This is a genomic window from Saccharopolyspora shandongensis, assembly GCF_900106995.1.
In the GTDB taxonomy this organism is placed as follows: domain Bacteria; phylum Actinomycetota; class Actinomycetes; order Mycobacteriales; family Pseudonocardiaceae; genus Saccharopolyspora; species Saccharopolyspora shandongensis.
The window spans coordinates 205,490-225,686 of sequence record NZ_FNOK01000001.1; the positions used below are offsets into that span (position 1 = coordinate 205,490).

Annotated in this window: 15 protein-coding genes; 7 read left to right on the plus strand and 8 right to left on the minus strand. The window is 71.6% G+C overall.

The features are described from left to right. Window positions 1-10 precede the first annotated feature (10 nt). Window positions 11-2,380: a lysylphosphatidylglycerol synthase domain-containing protein gene (locus BLW84_RS01005; protein ID WP_143060829.1), complete on the minus strand. Its 2,370-nt coding sequence runs from the start codon at window positions 2,378-2,380 to the stop codon at window positions 11-13. A 175-nt stretch (window positions 2,381-2,555) separates the two neighbouring features. On the opposite strand from BLW84_RS01005, the gene BLW84_RS47165 reads away from it, so the two are divergent. From BLW84_RS47165 to BLW84_RS01015, 3 genes are all read left to right on the plus strand, one after another. Then, the gene (locus tag BLW84_RS47165) at window positions 2,556-2,708 is read left to right on the plus strand and encodes a hypothetical protein (RefSeq protein WP_177226197.1); all 153 of its coding nucleotides are present in this window, start codon (window positions 2,556-2,558) and stop codon (window positions 2,706-2,708) included. Next, on the plus strand, window positions 2,705-3,592 hold the full coding sequence (locus BLW84_RS01010) for a PAC2 family protein (RefSeq protein ID WP_093260206.1): 888 nt from the start codon (window positions 2,705-2,707) through the stop codon (window positions 3,590-3,592). Before BLW84_RS47165 ends, BLW84_RS01010 begins: the two co-directional genes overlap by 4 nt. Before the next feature lie 120 nt (window positions 3,593-3,712). After that, a complete protein-coding gene (locus tag BLW84_RS01015; protein ID WP_245760851.1) occupies window positions 3,713-4,804 on the plus strand; it encodes a chitinase in 1,092 nt (363 codons plus the stop codon). A 51-nt stretch (window positions 4,805-4,855) separates the two neighbouring features. Here BLW84_RS01015 and BLW84_RS01020 read toward each other — a convergent pair whose 3' ends face one another. After that, window positions 4,856-6,088: a styrene monooxygenase/indole monooxygenase family protein gene (locus tag BLW84_RS01020; RefSeq protein WP_093260513.1), complete on the minus strand. Its 1,233-nt coding sequence runs from the start codon at window positions 6,086-6,088 to the stop codon at window positions 4,856-4,858. 296 nt (window positions 6,089-6,384) lie between these two features. Beyond that, a complete protein-coding gene (mshC, locus tag BLW84_RS01025; protein WP_093260210.1) occupies window positions 6,385-7,620 on the minus strand; it encodes a cysteine--1-D-myo-inosityl 2-amino-2-deoxy-alpha-D-glucopyranoside ligase in 1,236 nt (411 codons plus the stop codon). A gap of 540 nt (window positions 7,621-8,160) precedes the next feature. On the opposite strand from mshC, the gene BLW84_RS01030 reads away from it, so the two are divergent. Genes BLW84_RS01030 through BLW84_RS01040 form a run of 3 tightly spaced genes read left to right on the plus strand, consistent with a single transcriptional unit; the run spans window position 8,161 to window position 11,057 of the window. Beyond that, window positions 8,161-9,219, plus strand: a complete 1,059-nt coding sequence (locus BLW84_RS01030; protein ID WP_342743082.1) for a quaternary amine ABC transporter ATP-binding protein — start codon at window positions 8,161-8,163, stop codon at window positions 9,217-9,219. Beyond that, window positions 9,212-10,111 carry an ABC transporter permease gene (locus BLW84_RS01035; protein WP_093260214.1) on the plus strand — a complete coding sequence of 300 codons (900 nt, stop codon included), beginning with the start codon at window positions 9,212-9,214 and terminating at the stop codon, window positions 10,109-10,111. Before BLW84_RS01030 ends, BLW84_RS01035 begins: the two co-directional genes overlap by 8 nt. 46 nt (window positions 10,112-10,157) lie before the next feature. Next, window positions 10,158-11,057, plus strand: a complete 900-nt coding sequence (locus tag BLW84_RS01040) for a glycine betaine ABC transporter substrate-binding protein (RefSeq protein ID WP_093260216.1) — start codon at window positions 10,158-10,160, stop codon at window positions 11,055-11,057. Window positions 11,058-11,111: 54 nt separating this feature from the next. On the opposite strand, the gene BLW84_RS01045 is transcribed toward BLW84_RS01040, so the two are convergent. Both BLW84_RS01045 and BLW84_RS01050 read right to left on the minus strand, forming a co-directional pair. Then, the gene (locus tag BLW84_RS01045; RefSeq protein ID WP_093260515.1) at window positions 11,112-11,975 is read right to left on the minus strand and encodes an NAD(P)-dependent oxidoreductase; all 864 of its coding nucleotides are present in this window, start codon (window positions 11,973-11,975) and stop codon (window positions 11,112-11,114) included. A gap of 80 nt (window positions 11,976-12,055) precedes the next feature. Then, the gene (locus BLW84_RS01050) at window positions 12,056-12,925 is read right to left on the minus strand and encodes an NAD(P)-dependent oxidoreductase (RefSeq protein ID WP_093260218.1); all 870 of its coding nucleotides are present in this window, start codon (window positions 12,923-12,925) and stop codon (window positions 12,056-12,058) included. A 100-nt stretch (window positions 12,926-13,025) separates the two neighbouring features. Here BLW84_RS01050 and BLW84_RS01055 point away from each other — a divergent pair, with 100 nt between their 5' ends. Then, window positions 13,026-16,160 (plus strand): ATP-binding protein, encoded by a 3,135-nt coding sequence (locus BLW84_RS01055; RefSeq protein ID WP_093260220.1) that lies wholly within the window; start codon window positions 13,026-13,028, stop codon window positions 16,158-16,160. Window positions 16,161-16,270: 110 nt separating this feature from the next. On the opposite strand, the gene BLW84_RS01060 is transcribed toward BLW84_RS01055, so the two are convergent. From BLW84_RS01060 to BLW84_RS01070, 3 genes are read right to left on the minus strand one after another with little or no spacing between them, the layout of a single operon-like run. After that, complete coding sequence (locus BLW84_RS01060; protein ID WP_093260222.1) at window positions 16,271-16,783, minus strand: nitroreductase family protein; 513 nt, start codon at window positions 16,781-16,783, stop codon at window positions 16,271-16,273. After that, window positions 16,780-18,732: a vWA domain-containing protein gene (locus BLW84_RS01065; RefSeq protein WP_093260224.1), complete on the minus strand. Its 1,953-nt coding sequence runs from the start codon at window positions 18,730-18,732 to the stop codon at window positions 16,780-16,782. The genes BLW84_RS01060 and BLW84_RS01065 overlap by 4 nt, the downstream gene beginning before the upstream one ends. Then, window positions 18,732-20,132, minus strand: coding sequence for an ATP-binding protein (locus BLW84_RS01070; RefSeq protein WP_093260226.1), 1,401 nt, complete (start codon window positions 20,130-20,132; stop codon window positions 18,732-18,734). The genes BLW84_RS01065 and BLW84_RS01070 overlap by 1 nt, the downstream gene beginning before the upstream one ends. Window positions 20,133-20,197: the final 65 nt, after the last annotated feature.

Here is a 20,197-nt window from a genome sequence, read left to right on the forward strand (position 1 = left end):
GGCTCGGTGCCTAGATGAGGCCTCGGTGCTGGAGGTAGCGGAACACTGCTATACCGGGGAGGACCGGCAGCCAGTACGTCAGCAGGCGGGAGATCAGCACTCCGGTGATCGCCGCCGTCGCCGGCACGCCCATGGCTCCGAGGCCCGCGAGCAGCACCGCCTCGACCGCGCCCAGCCCGCCGGGCGAGGGCACCAGGTGCCCGAGGGTGTTGCCGATGATGAACACGACCGTCACGGCCGTCCAGGAGAAGTCCGAGTGCAGCGCGGCCAGCGACGCGGCCAGGCCCAGCCCCGACACCACGAGGTAACCCAACGCCCCGCCGAAGAGCTGGAGCGCGCGGACCGGGTGGCGCAGCGTCTCCACCAGTTCCCGGCCGACCTCCAGCGACGGCGCGACGATCCGGCGGCGGCCGAACGGCGAGGCGATCACGGCCGCCGCGACCACCACGACCGCGGCGGTGCCGACCAGCACCGGCCAGCCGGTCGGGATCGACAGGTTGGTGAACGTGCCGGACAGGCCGACCGCGAACACGCCGATCACGGCCACCACGAACGCCACCGCCCCGGTGCCCGCCTGGTTCAGCAGCGTCACCCCGACCGCCAGCGGCCGCCGCAGCCCGAGGCGTTCCATGTAGACCACGTTGATGCCGAAGAACCCGGCGCCGCCGGGCGTGGTGCGCCCGGTGAACGCGGCCGCCATCTGCACCAGGAACGTCCGCCAGAACGGCAGCGGGATCCGGCTGGAGCCCTGCACGGAGATGGACGACAGCAGGATCGCGACGAACCCGGTCACGACCGCCACCGCCAGCCAGGCCCAGTTGGCGTGCTGCACCGCCGTGAGCACCTCGCCCATGCTGGACAGCTCCGGGAGCAGCAGGTACACCGCAGCGGCGATGAGCAGCAGGCCGATCACGGTGATCGGGCGGACCGGCGAGCGGAAGCCCGGGATCGGCAGGCCCAGCCCGTCCGCCAGGGTTTCGCGCAGCTCGGCCAGCAGGAAGCGCCCGCGCTGCGCCTGGTTCCTGATGCGTCGCGGCAGCGCCAGCGGCACCAGGTTCCGCAGCGCCGCCGCGAGCTGCTCCGCGGGCAGCGAGACGATCGCGCTTCGCACCGCGCGCTCGGTGCCGACCGCCGCCGCCATCGACACCAGCGCCTCGGCCAGGTCCTGGGCGAGGCGCGCCGAGTCCGCGCCCGCGTGGCTGAACGTGAAGCTGAGCAGCCACGGCCGGTTCGCACCGTCCACCAGGACGTTCTTCGCGCGCAGGTCGTGGTGGGCGATGCGGGCCTCGGCCAGGGCCGCGAGCTGCGCCCAGATCGCGGCGAGCAGCTCGTCGTCGATCTCGTCGCCGCGCAGCTCCGACAACCGGCGCCCGGGCACCTGGCGGACCACCAGCAGCGCGGGGGCGTGCTTGACGTCGCAGGCCAGCACGACCTGCGGGGTGCGCACCCCGGCCCGTTCGGCGAGCAGGGTAACGTAGGCCTCGTGCTCCACCTCGTGGTGCGGCGTCGACAGGCGCGGCTCGTCCTGGACGTCGAGCAGCGTGAGCAGGCGCTTGATCTTGTACCAGGGCCCGGCACGGCGGCTCATCCGCCGCACCACCTTCGCGCGCAGCGTCCACCCCACCGTGGTGCCCACGGCGAACTCCCGCGGTTCCAGCAGCCGGTGCCGCAGCGCGACGATCCAGATCGGTTCCAGTCCGGCCAGCTCCAGCTCGCCCAGGATCACCTGGCCGGAGACCTTCCGCCCCGGCGCACCCCAGACGACGTGGCAGAGCAGGCCGACGCCCCACCCCAGCAGCGCGCCGCCCACGGCGTCCAGCGGCAGGTGCCCGCCGAGGTGCACCACCGCCACCCCGACCAGCACGGCGAGCGCCCACCCGAGGTACCGCGCGGTGCGGCCCAGGTAGGGCGCGGCGACCACCGCCAGCACGGTCACGATGGCCACTTCGCCCGCCGGGAACGGGAAACCGCCCGGCGGCCCGGGAAACGGCCCGGACACCGGGCGAGCGCCCAGCACGTGCTGCATGACCCCGGCCAGCACCCAGGTCGCCGCGCCCGACACCGCGCACAGCAGCGCCACCCGGATCCAGCCGAAGTACATCGCCACCGCGGTGGCCCCGGCGATCCCGGCCCAGCCGCCGACCCAGGTGAGCACCACCCACAGCGGGTCGGTGACCGCCGGGATCTGCTCCAGCTGCTGGTAGACGGCGAGCTCGACGGGGTTGGCCGGCACCAGGACCAGCAGCACGCTCAGCGTGAGCAGCCCGCCGACGAGGCCCAGCTTGGCCAGGTCCTTCGGGCGGCGGCCGATCGACAACCGCAGCCGGGATCTCGGGGATATCCCGGTCCCCTCGCTCGGTGACGCTCCGGTGCTGTCCACTGGCTGGATCGGCTTCCCTCGGCCGCTGGCACCCCACGGTGACTCGAGTAAAGGGTCTGGCCCCTACCTCCTCTCGTCAAACCGGAACCGGGGCTTCCGGGTGTTCGCGCGAGGCGGATGATGTTCGGCGGGGACGTCGGGCGCTCACGTCGGCGTGGCGTCGTAGGCTGGCGCCGTGACCGATCGCGACGCACACCTCACCGGACAACAGCGCGCCGAACTGCCCCAGCTGACCGACCCGATCGTCGTCAGCGCCTTCGAGGGCTGGAACGCTGGGCTTACACAACCGACGCGATCGAACCGCAGCTTCGGAGGGAGGTTCGCGTGAGCGAGAAGCAGGACCTTCCGCAGCTGGAGAACCCCATTGTTATTGCGGGCTTCGAGGGCTGGAACGATGCAGGCGACGCCGCCAGTTCCGCGATCGAGCACCTGCAGCTCATCTGGGACGCGGAGCCGCTCAGCGAGGTGGACCCGGACCCGTACTACGACTTCCAGGTCACCCGGCCCACGGTCAAGCTGGTGGACGGCATCACCCGCCAGGTCTCCTGGCCGACCACGCGGCTGACGGTCTGCCGCCCGCCCGGCTGCGATCACGACGTGGTGCTGGTGCACGGCATCGAGCCGAACATGCGCTGGCGGGCGTTCTGCGCCGAGCTCGTCGAGCAGATCGAGCGGATCGGTGCCCGCACCGTGGTCACCCTCGGCGCTCTGCTCGCGGACGCGCCGCACACCCGGCCGGTGCCGGTCAGCGGCGCGGCCTACGACACCGAGTCGGCGGCCCGCTACGGGCTGGAGCGCTCCCGCTACGAGGGCCCGACCGGGATCGTCGGCGTGTTCCAGGACGCCTGCGTGCAGGCCGGCATCCCGGCGATCTCGTTCTGGGCGGCGGTGCCGCACTACGTGTCGCAGCCGCCGTCGCCGAAGGCCACGCTGGCGCTGCTGCACCGGGTCGAGGAGGCGCTCGACGTGGAGGTGCCGCTGGGCAACCTGCCCGAGCAGGCCGAGGAGTGGGAGCAGACCGTCAGCGAGATGGCGGAGGAGGACGAGGACGTCCGCAACTACGTCCGCGCGCTGGAGGAGCGCGGGGACGCCGAGGTCAAGCTGACCGAGGCCAGCGGGGACGCGATCGCGGCGGAGTTCGAGCGCTACCTGCGCCGCCGCGGCCCGGGCGGCCCCGGCGGCAAGGGACCGCTGGGCCCCGGACCGGGCTGACCGGCGCTTTCGCGACCGTTGGCGACAAATGGACTGGACCTTGACTCGCGTAGTGGTCTAGTCCATTTTTTGTTGTGCCCCAGATCACTTCCAACGGATCGGAGCACTCCCATGCCACGGATGCGCACCGCGCTCGCCGCCCTGGTCGGCCTGGTCGGGCTGGCGCTGCCCGCCACCGCGGCGGCCGCCCCCGAACCCGCCGCGCCGGACATCCCGGCCCACTCCCTGGTCGGCTACCTGCACGCCAGCTTCGCCAACGGCTCCGGCTACGTGCGCATCGCCGACGTGCCCGCCGAATGGGACGTCATCGACCTCGCCTTCGCCGAACCCACCTCCCCCACCTCCGGCCGGCTGGAGTTCAACCGCTGCCCGGCCGCCGAATGCCCGAACGTCGAGACCGACGAGGAGTTCATCGCCGGCATCAAGGCCAAGCAGGCCGAGGGCAAGGAGGTGCTGTTGTCGGTCGGCGGCGCCAACGGGCAGGTGCGGCTGGAGACCGAGGGCGCGCGCGACGCCTTCGTCGAATCCGCCGCCGCGATCATCGACCGCTACGGCCTCGACGGCATCGACATCGACTTCGAGGGCCACTCGCTGGAGCTCGCCCCCGGGGACACGGACCTGAAGAACCCGACCACGCCGGTCGTGGTCAACCTGATCGCCGCGCTCCGGGCGCTGAACGAGCGCTACGGCCCGGACTTCGTGCTGACCATGGCTCCGGAGACGTTCTTCGTGCAGCTCGGCTACCAGCACTACGGCGGCGGTACCGGCGCCGACCCGCGTGCCGGCTCGTACCTGCCGGTGATCGACGCGCTGCGGGCGGACCTGGACCTGCTGCACGTCCAGAACTACAACTCGGGCCCGATCATGGGCCTGGACGACCAGTACCACACGATGGGCACCGCGGACTTCCACGTGGCGATGATCGACATGCTGCTGACCGGCTTCCCGCTGGCGAAGAACCCGGACAACGCCTTCGCGCCGCTGGCGCCGGAACAGGTCGCCATCGGCCTGCCCGCGGCCAACCCGGCGGGCAACGGCTTCACCCCGGTCCCGGAGGTCCACAAGGCGCTCGACTGCCTGCGCGCGGGCACCGGCTGCGGCCCGTACCAGCCGCATGGCACCTACCCGGCCCTGCGCGGCCTGATGGCGTGGTCGATCAACTGGGACGCCTACCACGACAACGAGTTCGCCAAGGCCCACGACGCCTACTGACCCGGGCGCCGGGCGCCTGCCGCCGAACCGCTCGGCGGCAGGCGCCCGGTGTCATGCGGTGAGCGATTCGAGGTAGTTCTCGGCCCCGGCCGGGTCGAGGAACCAGGACTCGAAGTCCGCCGGGTCGTCGAAGCCGTTCGCGAAGCGGTTCCGGATCGCCGGGATCTCCACCGCCGCGCCGAGCAGCCGCAGCACGTGCGGCGGCGACGGTTTCAGCATCGCGTTGCTCCACACCGCCACGTGCCGGGCGTAGTCCCAGAACCGGTCGAAGGTGTCCTGCATCCACTCGCGGTCGAACGGCCGGTCCGCCCGCCGCACAATGCTGTCCAAATAGGACTCCGCCGCCTTGCTCGCGCTGTTGACGCCCTGCCCCGTGACCGGATCGGTGACCACCACCGCATCCGCCATGCCCAGCACCGCCGTCCCGGAGGGCAGCCGCGCGACCGGCTTGCGCACCACCGGGGTCACCCCGCCGGCCAGCACCGCCCGGTCGTCGGTCAGTTCCGCGTCGGCGAACCGCTCGTACTCCCACGGCAGGTGAGCGCGGAGCAGCTCCAGCATCCGCGCCCGGTGCTCCGCCGGACCCGGGCGATCGGCCCAGCAGTCCAGCGGCCCACCCGGGACGCCTTCGAAGAACAGGATGTCGCACGGCCCGCCCTCGGTGTAGCCGGGGATGACGAAGACCTCGCCCACGCCCGGCACCGAGTTGAACCGGACCAGCCCCGAATCGTCCACATCGGACGACCACGCGGCGCCGCGCAGGTAGGACACCGCCAGCGCTCGCTGCGGCTCGACGAACGGGGACCACGCCGAGTCCCGTTCGAAGATGCGACCGAGCTCCCCGGCCCCCGCCGCGACCAGCACCAGGTCGTAGCCCCGGCTCAGCGCGTCCAGGTCCGACGCCCCGATGTGGCGGTACTCGACGGCGCCGCCGCGCTCGGCGAAGAGCTCCAGCCAACCGGCCAGCTTCACCCGCTGGTCCACCGACTGCGCGAAGTCCGTCAGCTCGCCCCGCCAGTCCAGCACCCGGGAGCCGTCCGGGCCGCCCACCGACAGCCGCAGCCCGGTGATCTTCGGCGCCCGTTCCTCCCACAGGTTCAGGCCGCGCTCCCGTTCGTACCCGAGCGCGGTCCGGAACATGACCTGCGTGGACATGACCCGGCCGCCCCGGATCTCCGCCGGCGTCCGCGCCGAGATCAACGTCACCTCGTAGCGCAGCGCCTGCAGGCTGAGCCCCAGTTGCAACCCGGATTGTCCCGCCCCGACGATCAGGACCTTCCGCATCTCCCCGACCACCTTCCCTTGGTTTCCCCGAACTTCCGGGCACAACAGACCCAATCCACCATTCGTCGCAGCGGATTGGTCCATCGCTCCCAGTAACCGAGGAAGATCCAACCAGACGGGGTTGGCGAAGTCCATGCGGCATGCGGAAACGTTCTACGAGTGGTAGATACCACGCGCTGACCGGCACCTTTTGCCGGATTTCACGAATTGCGGAACCCGGATCGAACAGATCCACCAAAAAGTGAACGGAAGCCGAACAACCGGCTTCCGTTCACTCTCCGTGTTGATCGTCGGTTTCAGAGCTCGACGCCGAGCAACGCGTCGACGGCGGTGCGGATCAGCCGCGGCGCGCCGCTGTCGGAACCACCGGCGGTCAGCGCCTCGTCGGCCCAGGCGTCGATCACGCTCAGCGCCTGCTGGGTGTCCAGGTCGTCGGACAGCCGCTCGCGCAGCCGCGCGAGCGTCTTCTCCGCCTCCGGAGCCGACTCCAGCGCGACGGCCTCCCGCCAGCGCGCCAGCCGCGCGGCGCCGCCGGTCAGCGCGTCCGCCGTCCACTCGCGGTCGGCGCGGTAGTGGCCGTCCAGCAGCGCCAGCCGGATGGCCATCGGGTCCACCCGGTCGCCGCGCAGCCGGGACACGAACACCAGGTTGCCCTTGGACTTCGACATCTTCTCGCCGTCCAGGCCGACCATCCCGGCGTGCACGTAGTGCTTGGCGAACGGGAACTCGCCGGTGAGCGATTCGGCGTGCGCGGCGCTGAACTCGTGGTGCGGGAAGATCAGGTCCGAGCCGCCGCCCTGCACATCGAAGCCGAGCCCGAGCCGGTTCAGCGCGATCACCGAGCACTCCAGGTGCCAGCCCGGCCGGCCGGCGCCGAGCTCGGACTCCCAGGACGGCTCGCCGTCGCGGGCGGCCCGCCACAGCAGCGCGTCCAGCGGGTGCTCCTTGCCGCTGCGATCCGGGTCGCCGCCGCGCTCACCGAAGAAGGCGAGCATGGTCGCGTCGTCGTAGTTGGACTCGTAGCCGAAGCGGCCGGAGGCCTGGTGCCGGAAGTAGATGTCGGGGTACTCGTCGTCGACCCGGTAGGCCGCGCCGGAGGCCAGCAGCTTGCCGACGGCCTCGACGATCTCCGGGATCGACTCGACCGCGCCGACGAAGTCGGCCGGCGGCACCACCCGCAGCGCCTCCATGTCCTCGCGGAACAGCGCCGTCTCGCGCATCGCGAGCACGATCCAGTCCTCGCTGTCGCGCTCGGCGCGCTCCAGCAGCGGGTCGTCGATGTCGGTGACGTTCTGCACGTAGTGCACCTGGTGACCGTTGTCCAGCCAAACCCGGTGGACCAGGTCGAACGCCAGGTAGGTCGCGGCGTGGCCGAGATGGGTCGCGTCGTACGGCGTGATGCCGCAGACGTACATCCGCGCGACGGGCCCGGGTTCGGTGGGCCTGATCTCACCGGCGGCGGTGTCGAAGAGGCGCAGAGGGCTTGGTGTGCCCGGCACCTGAGGCACGGGAACCGATGACCAGGGTTGCATGCATCCGACCTTAAACGCCCGGGGCCGGTGGACGCCCCCACCCGGGTCATCGGCAGTATCACATCGTGGGAAGATCGGCCGCCCGCCGACGCGGACGCGGAAACCAGATCTTGTCGGAACTATTCGGATTCCGGCCAGGAACTTACCAAATCCGACGCCGGAAAAGATCAATTAGACGGCCCGCGAAACCGGTCGAAACAACGCATATCCACGCGCCGTGATCATGTGAAATCGCCGCGTCGCACCGCCGCCGCCGAGGTGGGATCATTCAGTTGTAAAAGTTGAATATTCGCACGTCAGAGGACCGGCAATAACCCAGCCATCCGGCCGCGAACTCTAAATAGAACGCCCGTACCGCGATCAAGTCCGCGCCCGAATGACTGGACAAGGCCAACTCACTACGTATGATCAATGCCCGCACGAAAGGACTCGAACGCGAATCCGCGGCCCGCCTGAATTGATCGGCCGGATCCGGCGATTCACGCGGCCCCCGGCGCCCGGGCGAAGCTCCCGGCACCGGCGAAGCAGTGGAGGCGATCGGTGACATCGGTACGCGTGGAACGGCTCTACAAGATCTTCGGGCCGCAACCGACGGAGCTAGTTCGCCGCCTGGAGGCGGGAGCCGACCAGCAGGAGCTCAACGCGGCGGGCGCCACCGCCGCGGTGGTGGACGCGTCGTTCGACGTCAAGGAGGGCGAGACCTTCGTCGTCATGGGGCTGTCCGGCTCCGGCAAGTCGACGCTGATCCGGATGCTCAACGGGCTGCTCACACCCACCTCGGGCAGCGTCCTCGTCGACGACGAGGACATCACCGGGATGTCCGCCGCGGCGTTGCGCGCGATGCGGCAGCAGAAGATGAGCATGGTGTTCCAGCACTTCGCCCTGTTCCCGCACCGCACCGTGCTGGACAACGCCGGCTACGGGCTGCAGATCCGGGGCGCGAGCAAGCCCGAGATCGCCGAACAGGCGCGCGAGGCGCTGAACATGGTGGGGCTGGAGGGCTGGGAGGACCGCTACCCCCAGCAGCTCTCCGGCGGCATGCGGCAACGCGTCGGGCTCGCCCGCGCCCTGGCGGCGCAGACCGACGTGCTGCTGATGGACGAGGCGTTCAGCGCGCTGGACCCGCTGATCAAGCGGGAGATGCAGGACCAGCTGCTCAACCTCAACGCCAAGCTCGCCAAGACCATCATCTTCATCACCCACGACCTGAACGAGGCGATGCGGCTCGGCGACCGCATCGCGATGATGCGGGCGGGCCGGATCGTGCAGATCGGCACCGCCGAGCAGATCCTCAACGAGCCCGCGGACGACTACGTCGCCACGTTCGTCAAGGACGTCGACCGCAGCCGGGTGCTCACCGCGGCATCCATCGCCGAGCCGCCGGGCACCGCGCCGCCCGACGGGGAACCGGTGCCCGCCGACACCCCGATGAAGGACCTGTTCGTGCGGATGAGCGCCCGCGCGGCACCGGTCCCGGTGGTCGACGAGCAGCAGCGGGTGATCGGCGTGGTCACCCCGGCCGCGGTGTTCGAGGCCCTGTGCCGCGAGGCCAGGGTGCCCGGCGCCGCGCCCGCGATCGAGGAGGCGTCCGATGTCTGAGGCACTCCGGCTCGCGGCCGAGTTCGAGCTGCCGCGGATTCCCATCGGCGACATGTTCACGGCCCTGGTCGACTGGCTGAACAACAACATCGGCCCGGTGTTCGACTTCATCATCCTGGTGGTGGTCTCGGCTGTCTCGGGCCTGACCTACGCGCTGACCTTCCTGCCCGAGCTGGTCATGGTGGTGCTGTTCAGCGCGCTGGGGCTGTGGCTGCGCAGCTGGCGGTTCGCGCTGTTCAGCCTGATCGGCTTCGGCCTGATCTCGAGCATGCGCGAGTTCACCGCCGCGATGCAGACCCTGTCGCTGGTGCTGGTGGCCAGCGTCATCGCGGTGCTGATCGGCATCCCGGTCGGCATCCTCGCGGCGCGCAACTCGCGGGTCAGCATGGTCGTGCGGCCGGTGCTGGACCTGATGCAGACCATGCCCGCCTTCGTCTACCTGATCCCGGCCATCCTGTTCTTCAACATCGGGACGACGCCGGGCGTGTTGGCGACCGTGGTGTTCGCGCTGCCGCCGGGCGTCCGGCTCACCGAGCTGGGCATCCGGCAGGTGGACAAGGAGGTCGTCGAGGCCGGGGAGGCGTTCGGCGCGCCGGAGCGCAAGATCCTCACCGGCATCCAGCTGCCGCTCGCGATGCCGTCGATCATGGCGGGCATCAACCAGGTGATCATGCTGTCGCTGTCGATGGTGGTCATCGCGGGCATGGTCGGCGCCCAGGGCCTGGGCACCGACATCTACCAGGCGGTCACCCGGGTCCAGCTGAGCCTGGGCTTCGAGGCCGGCCTGTCGGTGGTGATCCTCGCGGTCTACCTGGACCGGATCACCGCGGTGCTGTCGGACCGCTCGCCGGTGGCGCGGGCGGAGCACCGGGCGGCGGCCAAGGCAATGTGAGGCGGCCCCGTCTCCGGCGCAGTTGTCGCAGAAAGGCAGGGCACGAATGTCGACCGGAAGAAGATCCCGAAAGCTGTTCGCTCTCCTCGCCGCGCTGGCCGCCCTGATTCTGGTCGCCGCGGGGTGCGGGGGCCGCGAAGCGCAGACCGGCCAGCAGGCGAAAGCGATCAACATCGGTTTCATCGCGTGGGACGAGGACATCGCCGTCACCCACCTCTACAAGGTTCTCCTGGAGCAGAAGGGCTACAAGGTCAACACCCAGGAGCTGGAGGCCGGGCCGATGTACGCCGGGCTCGCGCAGGGCAACATCGACCTGTTCATGGACGGCTGGCTGCCGCAGACGCACGCCGACTACTGGAAGCAGTACGGCCCGCAGCTGGAGGACCTCAACGTCTGGTACGACCAGGCGACGCTGAACATCGCGGTGCCCAAGTACATGACCGACGTCAACTCGATCGCCGACCTCAAGGGCCGCGGCCCGGAGTTCGGCGACGTGATCACCGGCATCGACCCGGGCGCCGGACTGACCCGCATCACCAAGGACAGCGCGATCCCGGCCTACGGCCTCGGCGGCGAATTCACCCTGCAGACCTCGTCGACGACGGCGATGCTGGCGTCCCTGGAGAAGGCCACCAAGGACCAGAAGCCGATCGTGGTCACGCTGTGGCACCCGCACTGGGCCTACGCCCGGTACCCGATCAAGGACCTGCAGGACCCGCTGGGCGCGATGGGCAAGGCGGAGCAGATCCACGCGATTGGCCGCCAGAACTTCAGCCGGGACTTCCCCGAGGTCACCGAGATGGTCAAGAAGTTCAAGCTGGACGACGCGCAGCTGGCGTCGCTGGAGAACGCGATCAACAGCGCCGAGAAGGGCAAGGAGGACGACGCGGCGCGGAAGTGGGTGTCGGAGAACCAGGCCGTGGTGGCCAACTTCTTCACCCCCTGAAACCACCGCGGGCGAAAGGCCGGTGGGCGCGACCACCGGCCTTTCGCGTTGCCGCTACTGGGGATTCCGGATGCCGTCGATGAGTCGGGTCCAGTTGTCGCCGCCCTTGCCGGCGGCGATGGCCCGGTCGTAGTGCGCCTTGATCGCGCGCGGCAGTTCGAGGTCGATGCCCGCGGCCTCGCTGGCGGCCAGGATGTGGTCGGCGGTCGCGCCCATCATCTTGGCTGTGCTCAGGAGGCCGGGGTGCTCGCCGCTGTCGACCTGCTCGGCGGATTCCGGCAGGAAGTGGGCGGCGAGCTGGAGCACCTTCACCGCCCACGGCGCGAACTCCTTCGCCGGCACGCCCGCCGAGCCGAGCAGCGCAGCGCCGTGCATGAAGGCCGACAGCGCGGTCAGGAAGACGTCCAGGTTGGCCTGGTAGAACAGCTGCGCCAGGCCGGGATCCTCGCCCATGTAGTGGGTTTCCCCGATGCGCGCCAATGTCTTCTCGTGCGCGTCGTAGACGTCCTTCGGCCCGCTGTAGTACACGTAGGACCCTTCGGTGCCGACCACCGGGGCGGGCACCATGACGCCGCCGGTGAGGAATCGGGCGCCGCGCTGCTCGGCCCACTTCGCGGCCTCGCGGGTCTTGTCCGGGGTGTCCGAGCTGAGGTTGACGATCACCTTGCCGCCCAGGTCTTCGACCTGGCCCAGGATGTCGTACATCGCCTGGTAGTCGGTGAGGCTCAGGATCACGACGTCGCTGGCCCCAACCGCCTCGGCGGGGGTGGCGGCGAGCACGGCACCGCGCGCGACCACGTCGTCCGCGCGGCTCGCGGTCCGGTTCCACACCGTCACCGGGTGCCCGCCGTCGAGCAGGGCCCCGACCATCGCCTGCCCCATCGGCCCCAGACCGACCAGGGTGACGTGCTGATTCATGTTGTGCTCCAAAGGGATTTCGTTGGGATGTTGCGCGGGATTCACGCGGGTTCGCGGATCCCGTCGATGAGCCGGGATCGTCACTTCTTGAGGAGTTCGATGACGCCGGTGAGGTCTTCGTGGGCGTGACCGTCGGCGACGCGGCGCTGCATCAGGGCGTGCAGCGGCGCGAGGAGTTCGGCGCTGATGCCCGCCTCGTCGGCGGCCGTGAAGTGGTTGACGTACGCGGCTTCCTGCATGCCGAGGTTGGACACGACGTCCTTGCCGTAGTCGCCCGAATCGATCTGCGCGGCCGCGCCGACCGGCCACCCGCTCATGCCCTGCAGCCACCGGCTCAGCAGCGGCGCGAACTCGCGCGTCGACACGCCCGCCGAATTCACCAGGGCGAAGGCGTGCAGGGCGCCGCCGATCATCCCGTACATGCCGCTGAGCAGGGCGAGGTCGTGCAGCGCGGCGGAGCCCGGGTCGTCGCCGAGGTAGATGCTCTCGCCGAAGGCGTCCAGCACCGGCCGCCCGGCGTCGAAGGTTCCGCTCGGCCCGCTGTAGAGCACGAACGCCGCCGGGGTGGCGATCATCGGCGGGACGGCCATGATGCCGCCGTCGAGGTAGTCGGCGCCGTGGTCGGCCGCCCAGGTCGCCATCTCGCGGGCCTGCCCCGGGGTGCCGTTGGTCAGGTTGACCAGCGTCCGCCCGGCCAGCACGTCGGTGTGCGGGGCCAGCACCTGGCTGACCGAGTCGTAGTCCAGCAGGCACACGACCACCAGCCGGCTCGCGAGGATCGCGTCGGCGGCCGTGCCCGCGCGGGCGGCGCCCTTCGCCACCAGCGGATCGGCCTTGGCCGCGGTGCGGTTCCAGACGGTCACCTGGTGCCCCGCGGCGAGCAGCGCTTCGGCCAGCGCCGCGCCCATGTCGCCGAGCCCGAGGACGCTGACTGCTTTCTGGTCGGTCATCTCACTCCCCTTCGTCGACATCGACCCTGCTGGAGGCCGCGCACGAACCGCGCACGATCGGCTGGGGGTGGTGTCACGGGCGCGGACTAACGTTGCGGACGTGCGTTTCGGAGTACTGGGCCCGCTGGAGGTGCGGACCGCCGACGGCGAGGCCGTCGCGGTACCGGAGGCGAAGGTCCGTGCCCTGCTCGCGGCGCTGCTCGCGCACGACGGGCCGGTGTCGGCGGACCGGCTGATCGACGACCTGTGGGGCGTCGAGCCGCCCGGCAACCCGACGAACACGCTGCAGACGAAGGTCTCCCAGCTGCGCAAGGCCATCGGCAGGGGCCTGGTGACCTACCGCTCCCCCGGGTACGCACTGGACGTCGAGCCCGACGCGGTGGACGTGCACCGCTTCCGCCGCCTCGTCGCGCAGGCCCGCCAAGCCGCCGATCCGGCGGCCCGCCGGACGCTGCTGGCCGACGCGCTGGCGCTGTGGCGGGGTTGCGCGTTCGCCGAGTTCGCCGACGAGCCGTTCGCGCAGGCCCCCATCCAGCGGCTGGCCGAAGAACGCCTCGCCGCGCAAGAGGAATTTGCCGAAACCCGGCTGGAGCTGGGCGAACACGCCGCGCTCGCGGGCGAGCTCGGCGAGCTGGTGAGCGCGCATCCGCTGCGCGAGCGGCTGCGCGCGGTGCACGTGCGGGCGCTGTACCGCGCCGGGCGCCAGGGCGAGGCGCTCGCGAGCCTGGCGGACCTGCGGGAGCGGCTGGCCGACGAGCTGGGCGTCGACCCGAGCCTGGAGCTGGCCGAGCTGCAGCAGGCCGTCCTGACGCAGGACGCCGCCCTCGCCGCACCCACCGCGCCGGTGCATGACCTGCCGGTGCCGGTCACCGACCTGGTCGGCCGGGACCGGGAGTTCGCACAGGTCAAGGCGTTGCTGAGCGCGTCGCGGCTGGTGACGCTGACCGGGCCCGGCGGGGTGGGCAAGACGCGGCTGGCCATCGAATCGGCCCGCAGCGCGGCGTTCCGCGACGGCGTGCGGCTCGTCGAGCTGGCCGGCATCCGGGCCGACGGGGACGCGACGTGCTCGCTGGAGCACGCCGTGCTGGCGGAGCTGGGCGTGCAGGAAACCGGAGCAGCGCCCGTCGCACCGGCCGATCCGCTCGTCGATGCGTTGCGCGGCAAGGAGATCCTGCTCGTCCTCGACAACTGCGAGCACCTGATCATCGGCGCCGCCGGGATGGCCGCGCGCCTGCTGCGGACGCTGCCCGGGTTGCGGATCCTCGCCACGAGCCGGGAAGCGCTCGGCATCTCGGGCGAGACGCTGCTCCCGGTGCCGCCGCTGGACGTTCCGCCGCCCGGTTCCGGGCTCGACGACGTGCGGGCATCGGGCGCGGTGCGGCTGTTCACCGCCCGCGCCGCCGCGACGTCGCCCGGCTTCGACGTCGATGCCGACAACGCCGAATCGGTCGCCGCGATCTGCCGCCGGCTGGACGGCATCCCGCTCGCGCTGGAGCTGGCCGCGACCCGGGTGCGCGTGCTCGGCGCCAAGACCCTTGAGTCCAGATTGGACGATCGCTTCGGGCTGCTCACCTCCGGGCCGCGCGACGCCCCGCAGCGGCAGCGGACGCTGCACGACGTGATCGACTGGAGCTGGCAGCTGCTGCCGACCGCCGAGCGCACCGTGTTGCGCCGCCTGGCGATCCACCGCGGTGGGTGCACTTTGGACAGTGCCGAGGCGGTGTGCTCCGGCGACGGCGTCCGCCCCACCGAGGTGCTGGACCTGCTGTCGCGGCTGGTGGACCGGTCGCTGGTCGTCGCGACGGAGACGCCCGCCGGAGGCCGCCGGTACCGCCTGCTGGAATCGGTCGCGGCGTACTGCCTGGAGCGGCTGGAGGAGGCCCGAGAGCACGAAACCCTCCGCCGGCGGCACGGCGAGCACTACCTGGCGCTGGCCGAGCAAGCCGACCCGAGGCTGCGCGGTCGCGAGCAGCGGCAGTGGCTGGAGTGGCTCGACGCGGAGGCGGTGAACCTGCGGTCGACGCTGGAGGACGCCGTCCAGCACTCGCCCGACGCGGCATTGCGACTGGTCAACGCGTTGTTCTGGTACTGGTTCCTGCGCGGCAGGCTCAGCGAGGCCAAGCGCTCGCTGGCCGCGGCCCTCGCAGCGGGCGGCAGCGGGGAAACGCGGGCGAAGGCGGCGGCCTGGTACGCCGGGATCGGGCTGCTGACCGGGGAACCCGTCGAGGAAGTCGACGCGTGGCGGACCATCACCGATCGCACGGACCGCGCCCGCGCCCGCTGGTTCCTCATCCACGCGAAGACCACCGTCGCCGACCTCTCCAGCACCGAGCGGGACGTCGACGAGCTGGTGGCGGAGTTCCAGGAGCTGGACGACCGCTGGGGCCTCGGCGTCGCGCTCAGCGACCGGACGACTCACCGGTTGACGCGCGGCGACATGGCCTCAGCGCGGCGGGACGCCGAGTGCAGCGCCGAGCTCTTCCAGGAACTGGGCGACGTCTGGGGCCTGGCGCAGGCCTCGTACGGGCTCGGCACGGTCGCGGGGATCACCGGCAACTACGCAAGCGCCGAACGCCACCACACCGAAGCCCTGCGCGGCGCGGAAGCCCTGGGCCTGTGGGCGGAGGTGGCGTACCAAACGTCCTGGCTGGGCCGGGTCGCGCTGCTCAGGCACGACTACGCGCGGGCGCGTGAGCTGCACACCCGCGCGATGCGCGTGGCCGCCGAGCGCGGCTTCACCCCGGCGGAGATGTACGCGGAAACGGGCCTGGCGCTGGGCGCGCGCCGCGAGGGCCGGTTCGACGAGGCGGAGCGGCACCTGCGCAGGGTGCTCGAATGGCACCGCCGCGTGGAGTTCGAGCCGGGGAACTCCCTGATCCTGGCCGAACTCGGCTTCGCCGCCGAACAGCGCGGAAATCCGGACAAGGCCCGCGAACTGCACCTGTCGGCCTACCGGATCGCCCGCCGCGGCACCGACCCCCGGGCGATCGCCCTGACCTTGGAGGGCCTGGCAGGCACCGAAGCCCTGGCTGGCCACGCGGCGCGGGCGGCCCGCCTCCTCGGTGCGGCCGCGGCAGCGCGCGACTCCGTCCGCACGCCGCTCCCGCCCGCGGAACGCCTGGACGTCGAGCGGATCGAGTCCGCCGCCCGGAAAGCCTTGGGCGACGAGGCATTCGACGCCGAGCACGCCAGGGGATCCGCGGTGCCGCTCGCCGACATCGTGGTCAACGGCTGAACGCACCCGGTCTGAGACGCCCGATTTTGCCTAAAATTGGAGCCCTTCCGGTACGCGTGGAGCTCCCAATTTTAGGCAAAATCGGAAAACCTGGCCCGGCAGCGGCGGCGCTAGTCCGAGGTCCAGAGGACGTCGAGCGGGTGGCGGCCGGTGGGGATCGCCGAGGTTCCCGGCGGCGGAGGCGCGGGATGCCCCAGCGCGATGCCGGTGCGCACCTGCCAGGGCGGCGAGCACCCGGCGATGGCCGTGACGCGTTCGGCGTTCTCCGCGGGGAAGAACGTCACCGGGCACGACCCCAGCCCGAGCAGGTGCGCGGCGAGCATGATGTTCTGCGCGACCCGGCCGCCGTCGAACTCCGAGTCGGCCCAGCCGTGATCGAGCGCCAGCAGCACCACCACGGGCGCGGACCGCAGGTGCACCGCGTAGGCGCCGCAGCGGCTCAGCTCTTCCCGCGTGGCGGCGTCGCGGACGGTGTGGAACCGCCAGGGCTGCCTGTTGCGTGCCGAACCGGTCCACCGCGCCGCGTCCAGGATCCGGCGCAACGCGGCGTCGTCGACGTCTTCGCCGGTGAACCACCGGGTTGCTCGCAGCGAAGCCAGCGCGCGGAGCGGATCTTCGTTCATCGGTGGCGCTTGGTCTGGAGGTAGTCGCCGACGACCGCCGCGCCGAGGCCGTCCGCGGTGGGCGACAGAACCCGGCCGCCGCCGCGGCGGGCGACGATGTCCACGAACGCCTTCAGGCGCGGGTCCTCGCCGAGCATGAAGACGCTCAACGTGGTGCCCAACCGGTGCAGCGCGTCCACTTCGGACAGCGTCACGCCGAGGGTGTGCGGCGTCGGCGGGTACTGGAACACCGCTTCGCCGTCGGGTTCGAGGTGGGCGGTCGGTTCGCCGTCGGTCACGACGAGCACCACGGGCTGGGCGTCCGGGTGGCGGCGCAGGTGGCGGCCCGCGAGCAGCAGGGCGTGGTGCAGGTTCGTGCCCTGCTCCCAAACCCCTTCCAGCGACGCGAGTTCACCCACATCCACAGTGGACGCGTAGCGACCGAAGGTGACCAGCTGCAGCGCGTCCGACCGGAACCGGGTCGCGACCAGGTGGTGCAGCGCGAGCGCGGTGCGCTTCATCGGCACCCAGCGGCCGTCCTGCACCATCGACCACGACGTGTCCACGCACAGCACCACCGCAGCGCGCGAACGCTGCTCGGTCTCCGCCACTTCCAGGTCCGAGATGTCCAGCAGCGCCGAATCCGGGCCCTCACCCGCGCGCCGCAGCACCGCGTTGCGCACCGTGCGCACGGCGTCCCACGGCTCCGCGTCGCCGTAGCTCCACGGCCGCGTGGTGCCGGTCAGCTCCCCCGCCGCGCCCGCGCGATCGGTGTCGCGCTCGCCGCGCCGCGACCGCAGCTGCGAGATCACCGACCGCAGCGCGGTCTCCCCGAGCCGCCGCATCGCTCTCGGCGACAGCCGGAGGCTGCCATCGGGTGCCCGCTGCAACAGGCCCTGCTGCCGCAACTGCTGCTCGATCTCCGAAAGCCGCTGCGCGTCGACGACCGCCTGCGGCCCGAGCTGCCGCTCCAGCGCCTCCAGGTCGATGTCCTCCAGGCTCGCGCCCGGATATGACTGCCCCAGCTGCTCCGCCAGCCGGTCCAGCTCGCCGAGCTCGGCCATCGCCGCCGTCGCCTCGGCCAGGCCCATCGGCTGGTCGCCGCGGAACCGCGCCTGGCCCGCCCAGTCCTCGCCCGGCCGCAGCCCCTGCAGCTGCTGATCGAGCCGCTGCAACGCCTGCGCGATCCGCGGATCGCCGAAGGCCTGCTGCGACAACGACATCAGCTCCGCGCGCTGCTGCTCGCTCATGGAGTTCAGCAGCCGCTGCGCGGCGGCCGAGCGGGCCGCCAGCGCGTCGACGAGCTCGTCGACGTTGCGCGGGTTCTCCGGGAAGAACTCGCCGTGCTGAGCCATGAACTGCTCGAACTTCTGCTGGACGTCGGCGTCGCCGCGGGCGTGCGCGGCCAGCAGCGCCGACAGGTCGTCGAGCATCTGCCGCACCCGCTCGACGTCCTCGGGCGTCACGTGCTGCATCGCCTGCTTCATGCCTTGGAAGCGCTGTTCGAGGAACTCGGTGCCCAGCATCTGCTGGATCTCCTCGAAGGTCTCCCGCGCGTCCGGCGAACGCCAGTCGTAGTTCGCCAGCTCGGCGACCTGACCGGCGACGTCCGGCGGCAGCGCGTCGAGCTGAAGCTCGCGGAACCGCGCGTCCTCACCGGTGTCGGCCGCGAGCGAGAGCCGCTCCTGCTGCAGCGCGCGGTCCAGCAGCCGCCGAACCTCGGAGAGCGTCCCGTCCAGCCGGTGCCGCCGCTGCAGCTCGCTGCGCCGCTGCCACAACCGCCGGGTCAGCTCGTCGAGCCCTGCGGTGTCGCGGGTTCCGGTGCGCAGCATCTCCTCCAGCGCGGAGCGCGGCGATGCGCCTTCCATGACGTCGCGGCCGATCTGGTCCAGCGCGGCGCGCAGATCCACCGGCGGGGCCAGGGGATCCGACCCGCCGTGCCACGCGTCGTACCGGAACCGGCGGCTCATCAGCTGTACACCGACCGGTCGTCCTCGGCGTCCTTGCCGAGCCGCTTCGCCAGGTACAGCGACTCCAGCGCGAGCTCGACGGCGCTGGCGATCCGCCCCGGCGGGTCCCCGGCGCGCACGCCGAGCCGCTCCGCGACCTGGTGCAGCACCGGCAGTTCCGGCAGGGCCGTGAGCACGTCGTGCCCGGCGACGCGCTCGCCGGTGGCCACCGGGTGGCCGTCGACGACGGCCCGGGCCAGCGACTGCAGGTCCAGCCCGGCGAACAGGCCGCGGGCGGTGTCGGCCACCGAGCGGCGCAGCAGGTAGCCGAGCAGCTCGTCTTCGCGGCCCTCCTCGCCGGCCTCGAACTCGATCTTGCCGCGCAGCACGGCGGGCACCGCCGCCAGGTCGACCGGCCGCGCCACCGCCGGGTGCTCGCCGGTCACCGCGGAGCGGTGCAGCGCGGCGGCCGAGACCGTCTCGGCGGCGGCGATGGCGAACCGGGCCGACACGCCGGAGCGCTGGTCGACGGCGTTGGACTCGCGCAGGTGGCCGACGAAGCGCGCGAGCACCTCCAGCAGGTGGTCGCCGACCTCCGCGGGCAGGTCCGCCTCCTGGCGCACCAGCGAGATCTCGTCGTCGACGTCCAGCGGGTAGTGGGTGCGGATCTCCGCGCCGAAGCGGTCCTTCAGCGGCGTGATGATCCGGCCGCGGTTGGTGTAGTCCTCCGGGTTGGCGGTGGCGACCAGCAGCACGTCCAGCGGCAGCCGCAGGCTGTAGCCGCGGATCTGGATGTCCCGCTCCTCCATCACGTTCAGCAGCGCCACCTGGATCCGCTCGGCCAGGTCGGGCAGCTCGTTGACGGTGACGATGCCGCGGTGCGCGCGGGGCACCAGTCCGAAGTGGATCGTCTCCGGGTCGCCCAGCGAGCGGCCCTCGGCGACCTTCACCGGGTCCACGTCGCCGACCAGGTCGCCGACCGACGTGTCCGGGGTCGCCAGCTTCTCCACGTACCGCTCGCTGCGGTGCCGCCAGGCCACCGGCAGGTCGTCGCCGAGTTCGGCGGCGCGGCGGCGGGAGGCCGGGGTGATCGGCTGCAGCGGGTGCTCGCCGAGCTCCGAACCCTCGATGACCGGCGTCCACTCGTCCAGCAGTTCGGTGAGGCTGCGCAGCAGCCGCGTCTTGCCCTGCCCGCGCTCCCCGAGCAGCACGACGTCGTGCCCGGCGATCAGGGCACGCTCCAGCTGCGGCAGCACGGTCTGGTCGAAACCGACGATGCCGGGCCACAGCGAGCGGCCGGAGCGCAGCGCGGTCAGCAGGTTGGCGCGCAGCTCCGCCTTGACGCTGCGCGGTGCGTGGCCACTGGACCGCAGCTCCCCCGCCGTGCGGGGCAGGCCTTCGGGTGAAGTCGGGGTCGTCACCCCCTCGACGCTACCGGCACGCACCGACACGCGCTGCCATAGCAGAAAGGATTTCGCATGCGGTT

Excerpts from the sequence above, each read along its gene's own strand:
- BLW84_RS01015 (WP_245760851.1), top strand. The coding sequence starts at position 3,713 with ATGCGCACCGCGCTCGCCGCCCTGGTCGGCCTGGTCGGGCTGGCGCTG.
- BLW84_RS01020 (WP_093260513.1), bottom strand. The coding sequence starts at position 6,088 with ATGCGGAAGGTCCTGATCGTCGGGGCGGGACAATCCGGGTTGCAACTG.
- mshC (WP_093260210.1), bottom strand. The coding sequence starts at position 7,620 with ATGCAACCCTGGTCATCGGTTCCCGTGCCTCAGGTGCCGGGCACACCA.
- BLW84_RS01035 (WP_093260214.1), top strand. The coding sequence starts at position 9,212 with ATGTCTGAGGCACTCCGGCTCGCGGCCGAGTTCGAGCTGCCGCGGATT.
- BLW84_RS01040 (WP_093260216.1), top strand. The coding sequence starts at position 10,158 with ATGTCGACCGGAAGAAGATCCCGAAAGCTGTTCGCTCTCCTCGCCGCG.
- BLW84_RS01045 (WP_093260515.1), bottom strand. The coding sequence starts at position 11,975 with ATGAATCAGCACGTCACCCTGGTCGGTCTGGGGCCGATGGGGCAGGCG.
- BLW84_RS01050 (WP_093260218.1), bottom strand. The coding sequence starts at position 12,925 with ATGACCGACCAGAAAGCAGTCAGCGTCCTCGGGCTCGGCGACATGGGC.
- BLW84_RS01060 (WP_093260222.1), bottom strand. The coding sequence starts at position 16,783 with ATGAACGAAGATCCGCTCCGCGCGCTGGCTTCGCTGCGAGCAACCCGG.
- BLW84_RS01065 (WP_093260224.1), bottom strand. The coding sequence starts at position 18,732 with ATGAGCCGCCGGTTCCGGTACGACGCGTGGCACGGCGGGTCGGATCCC.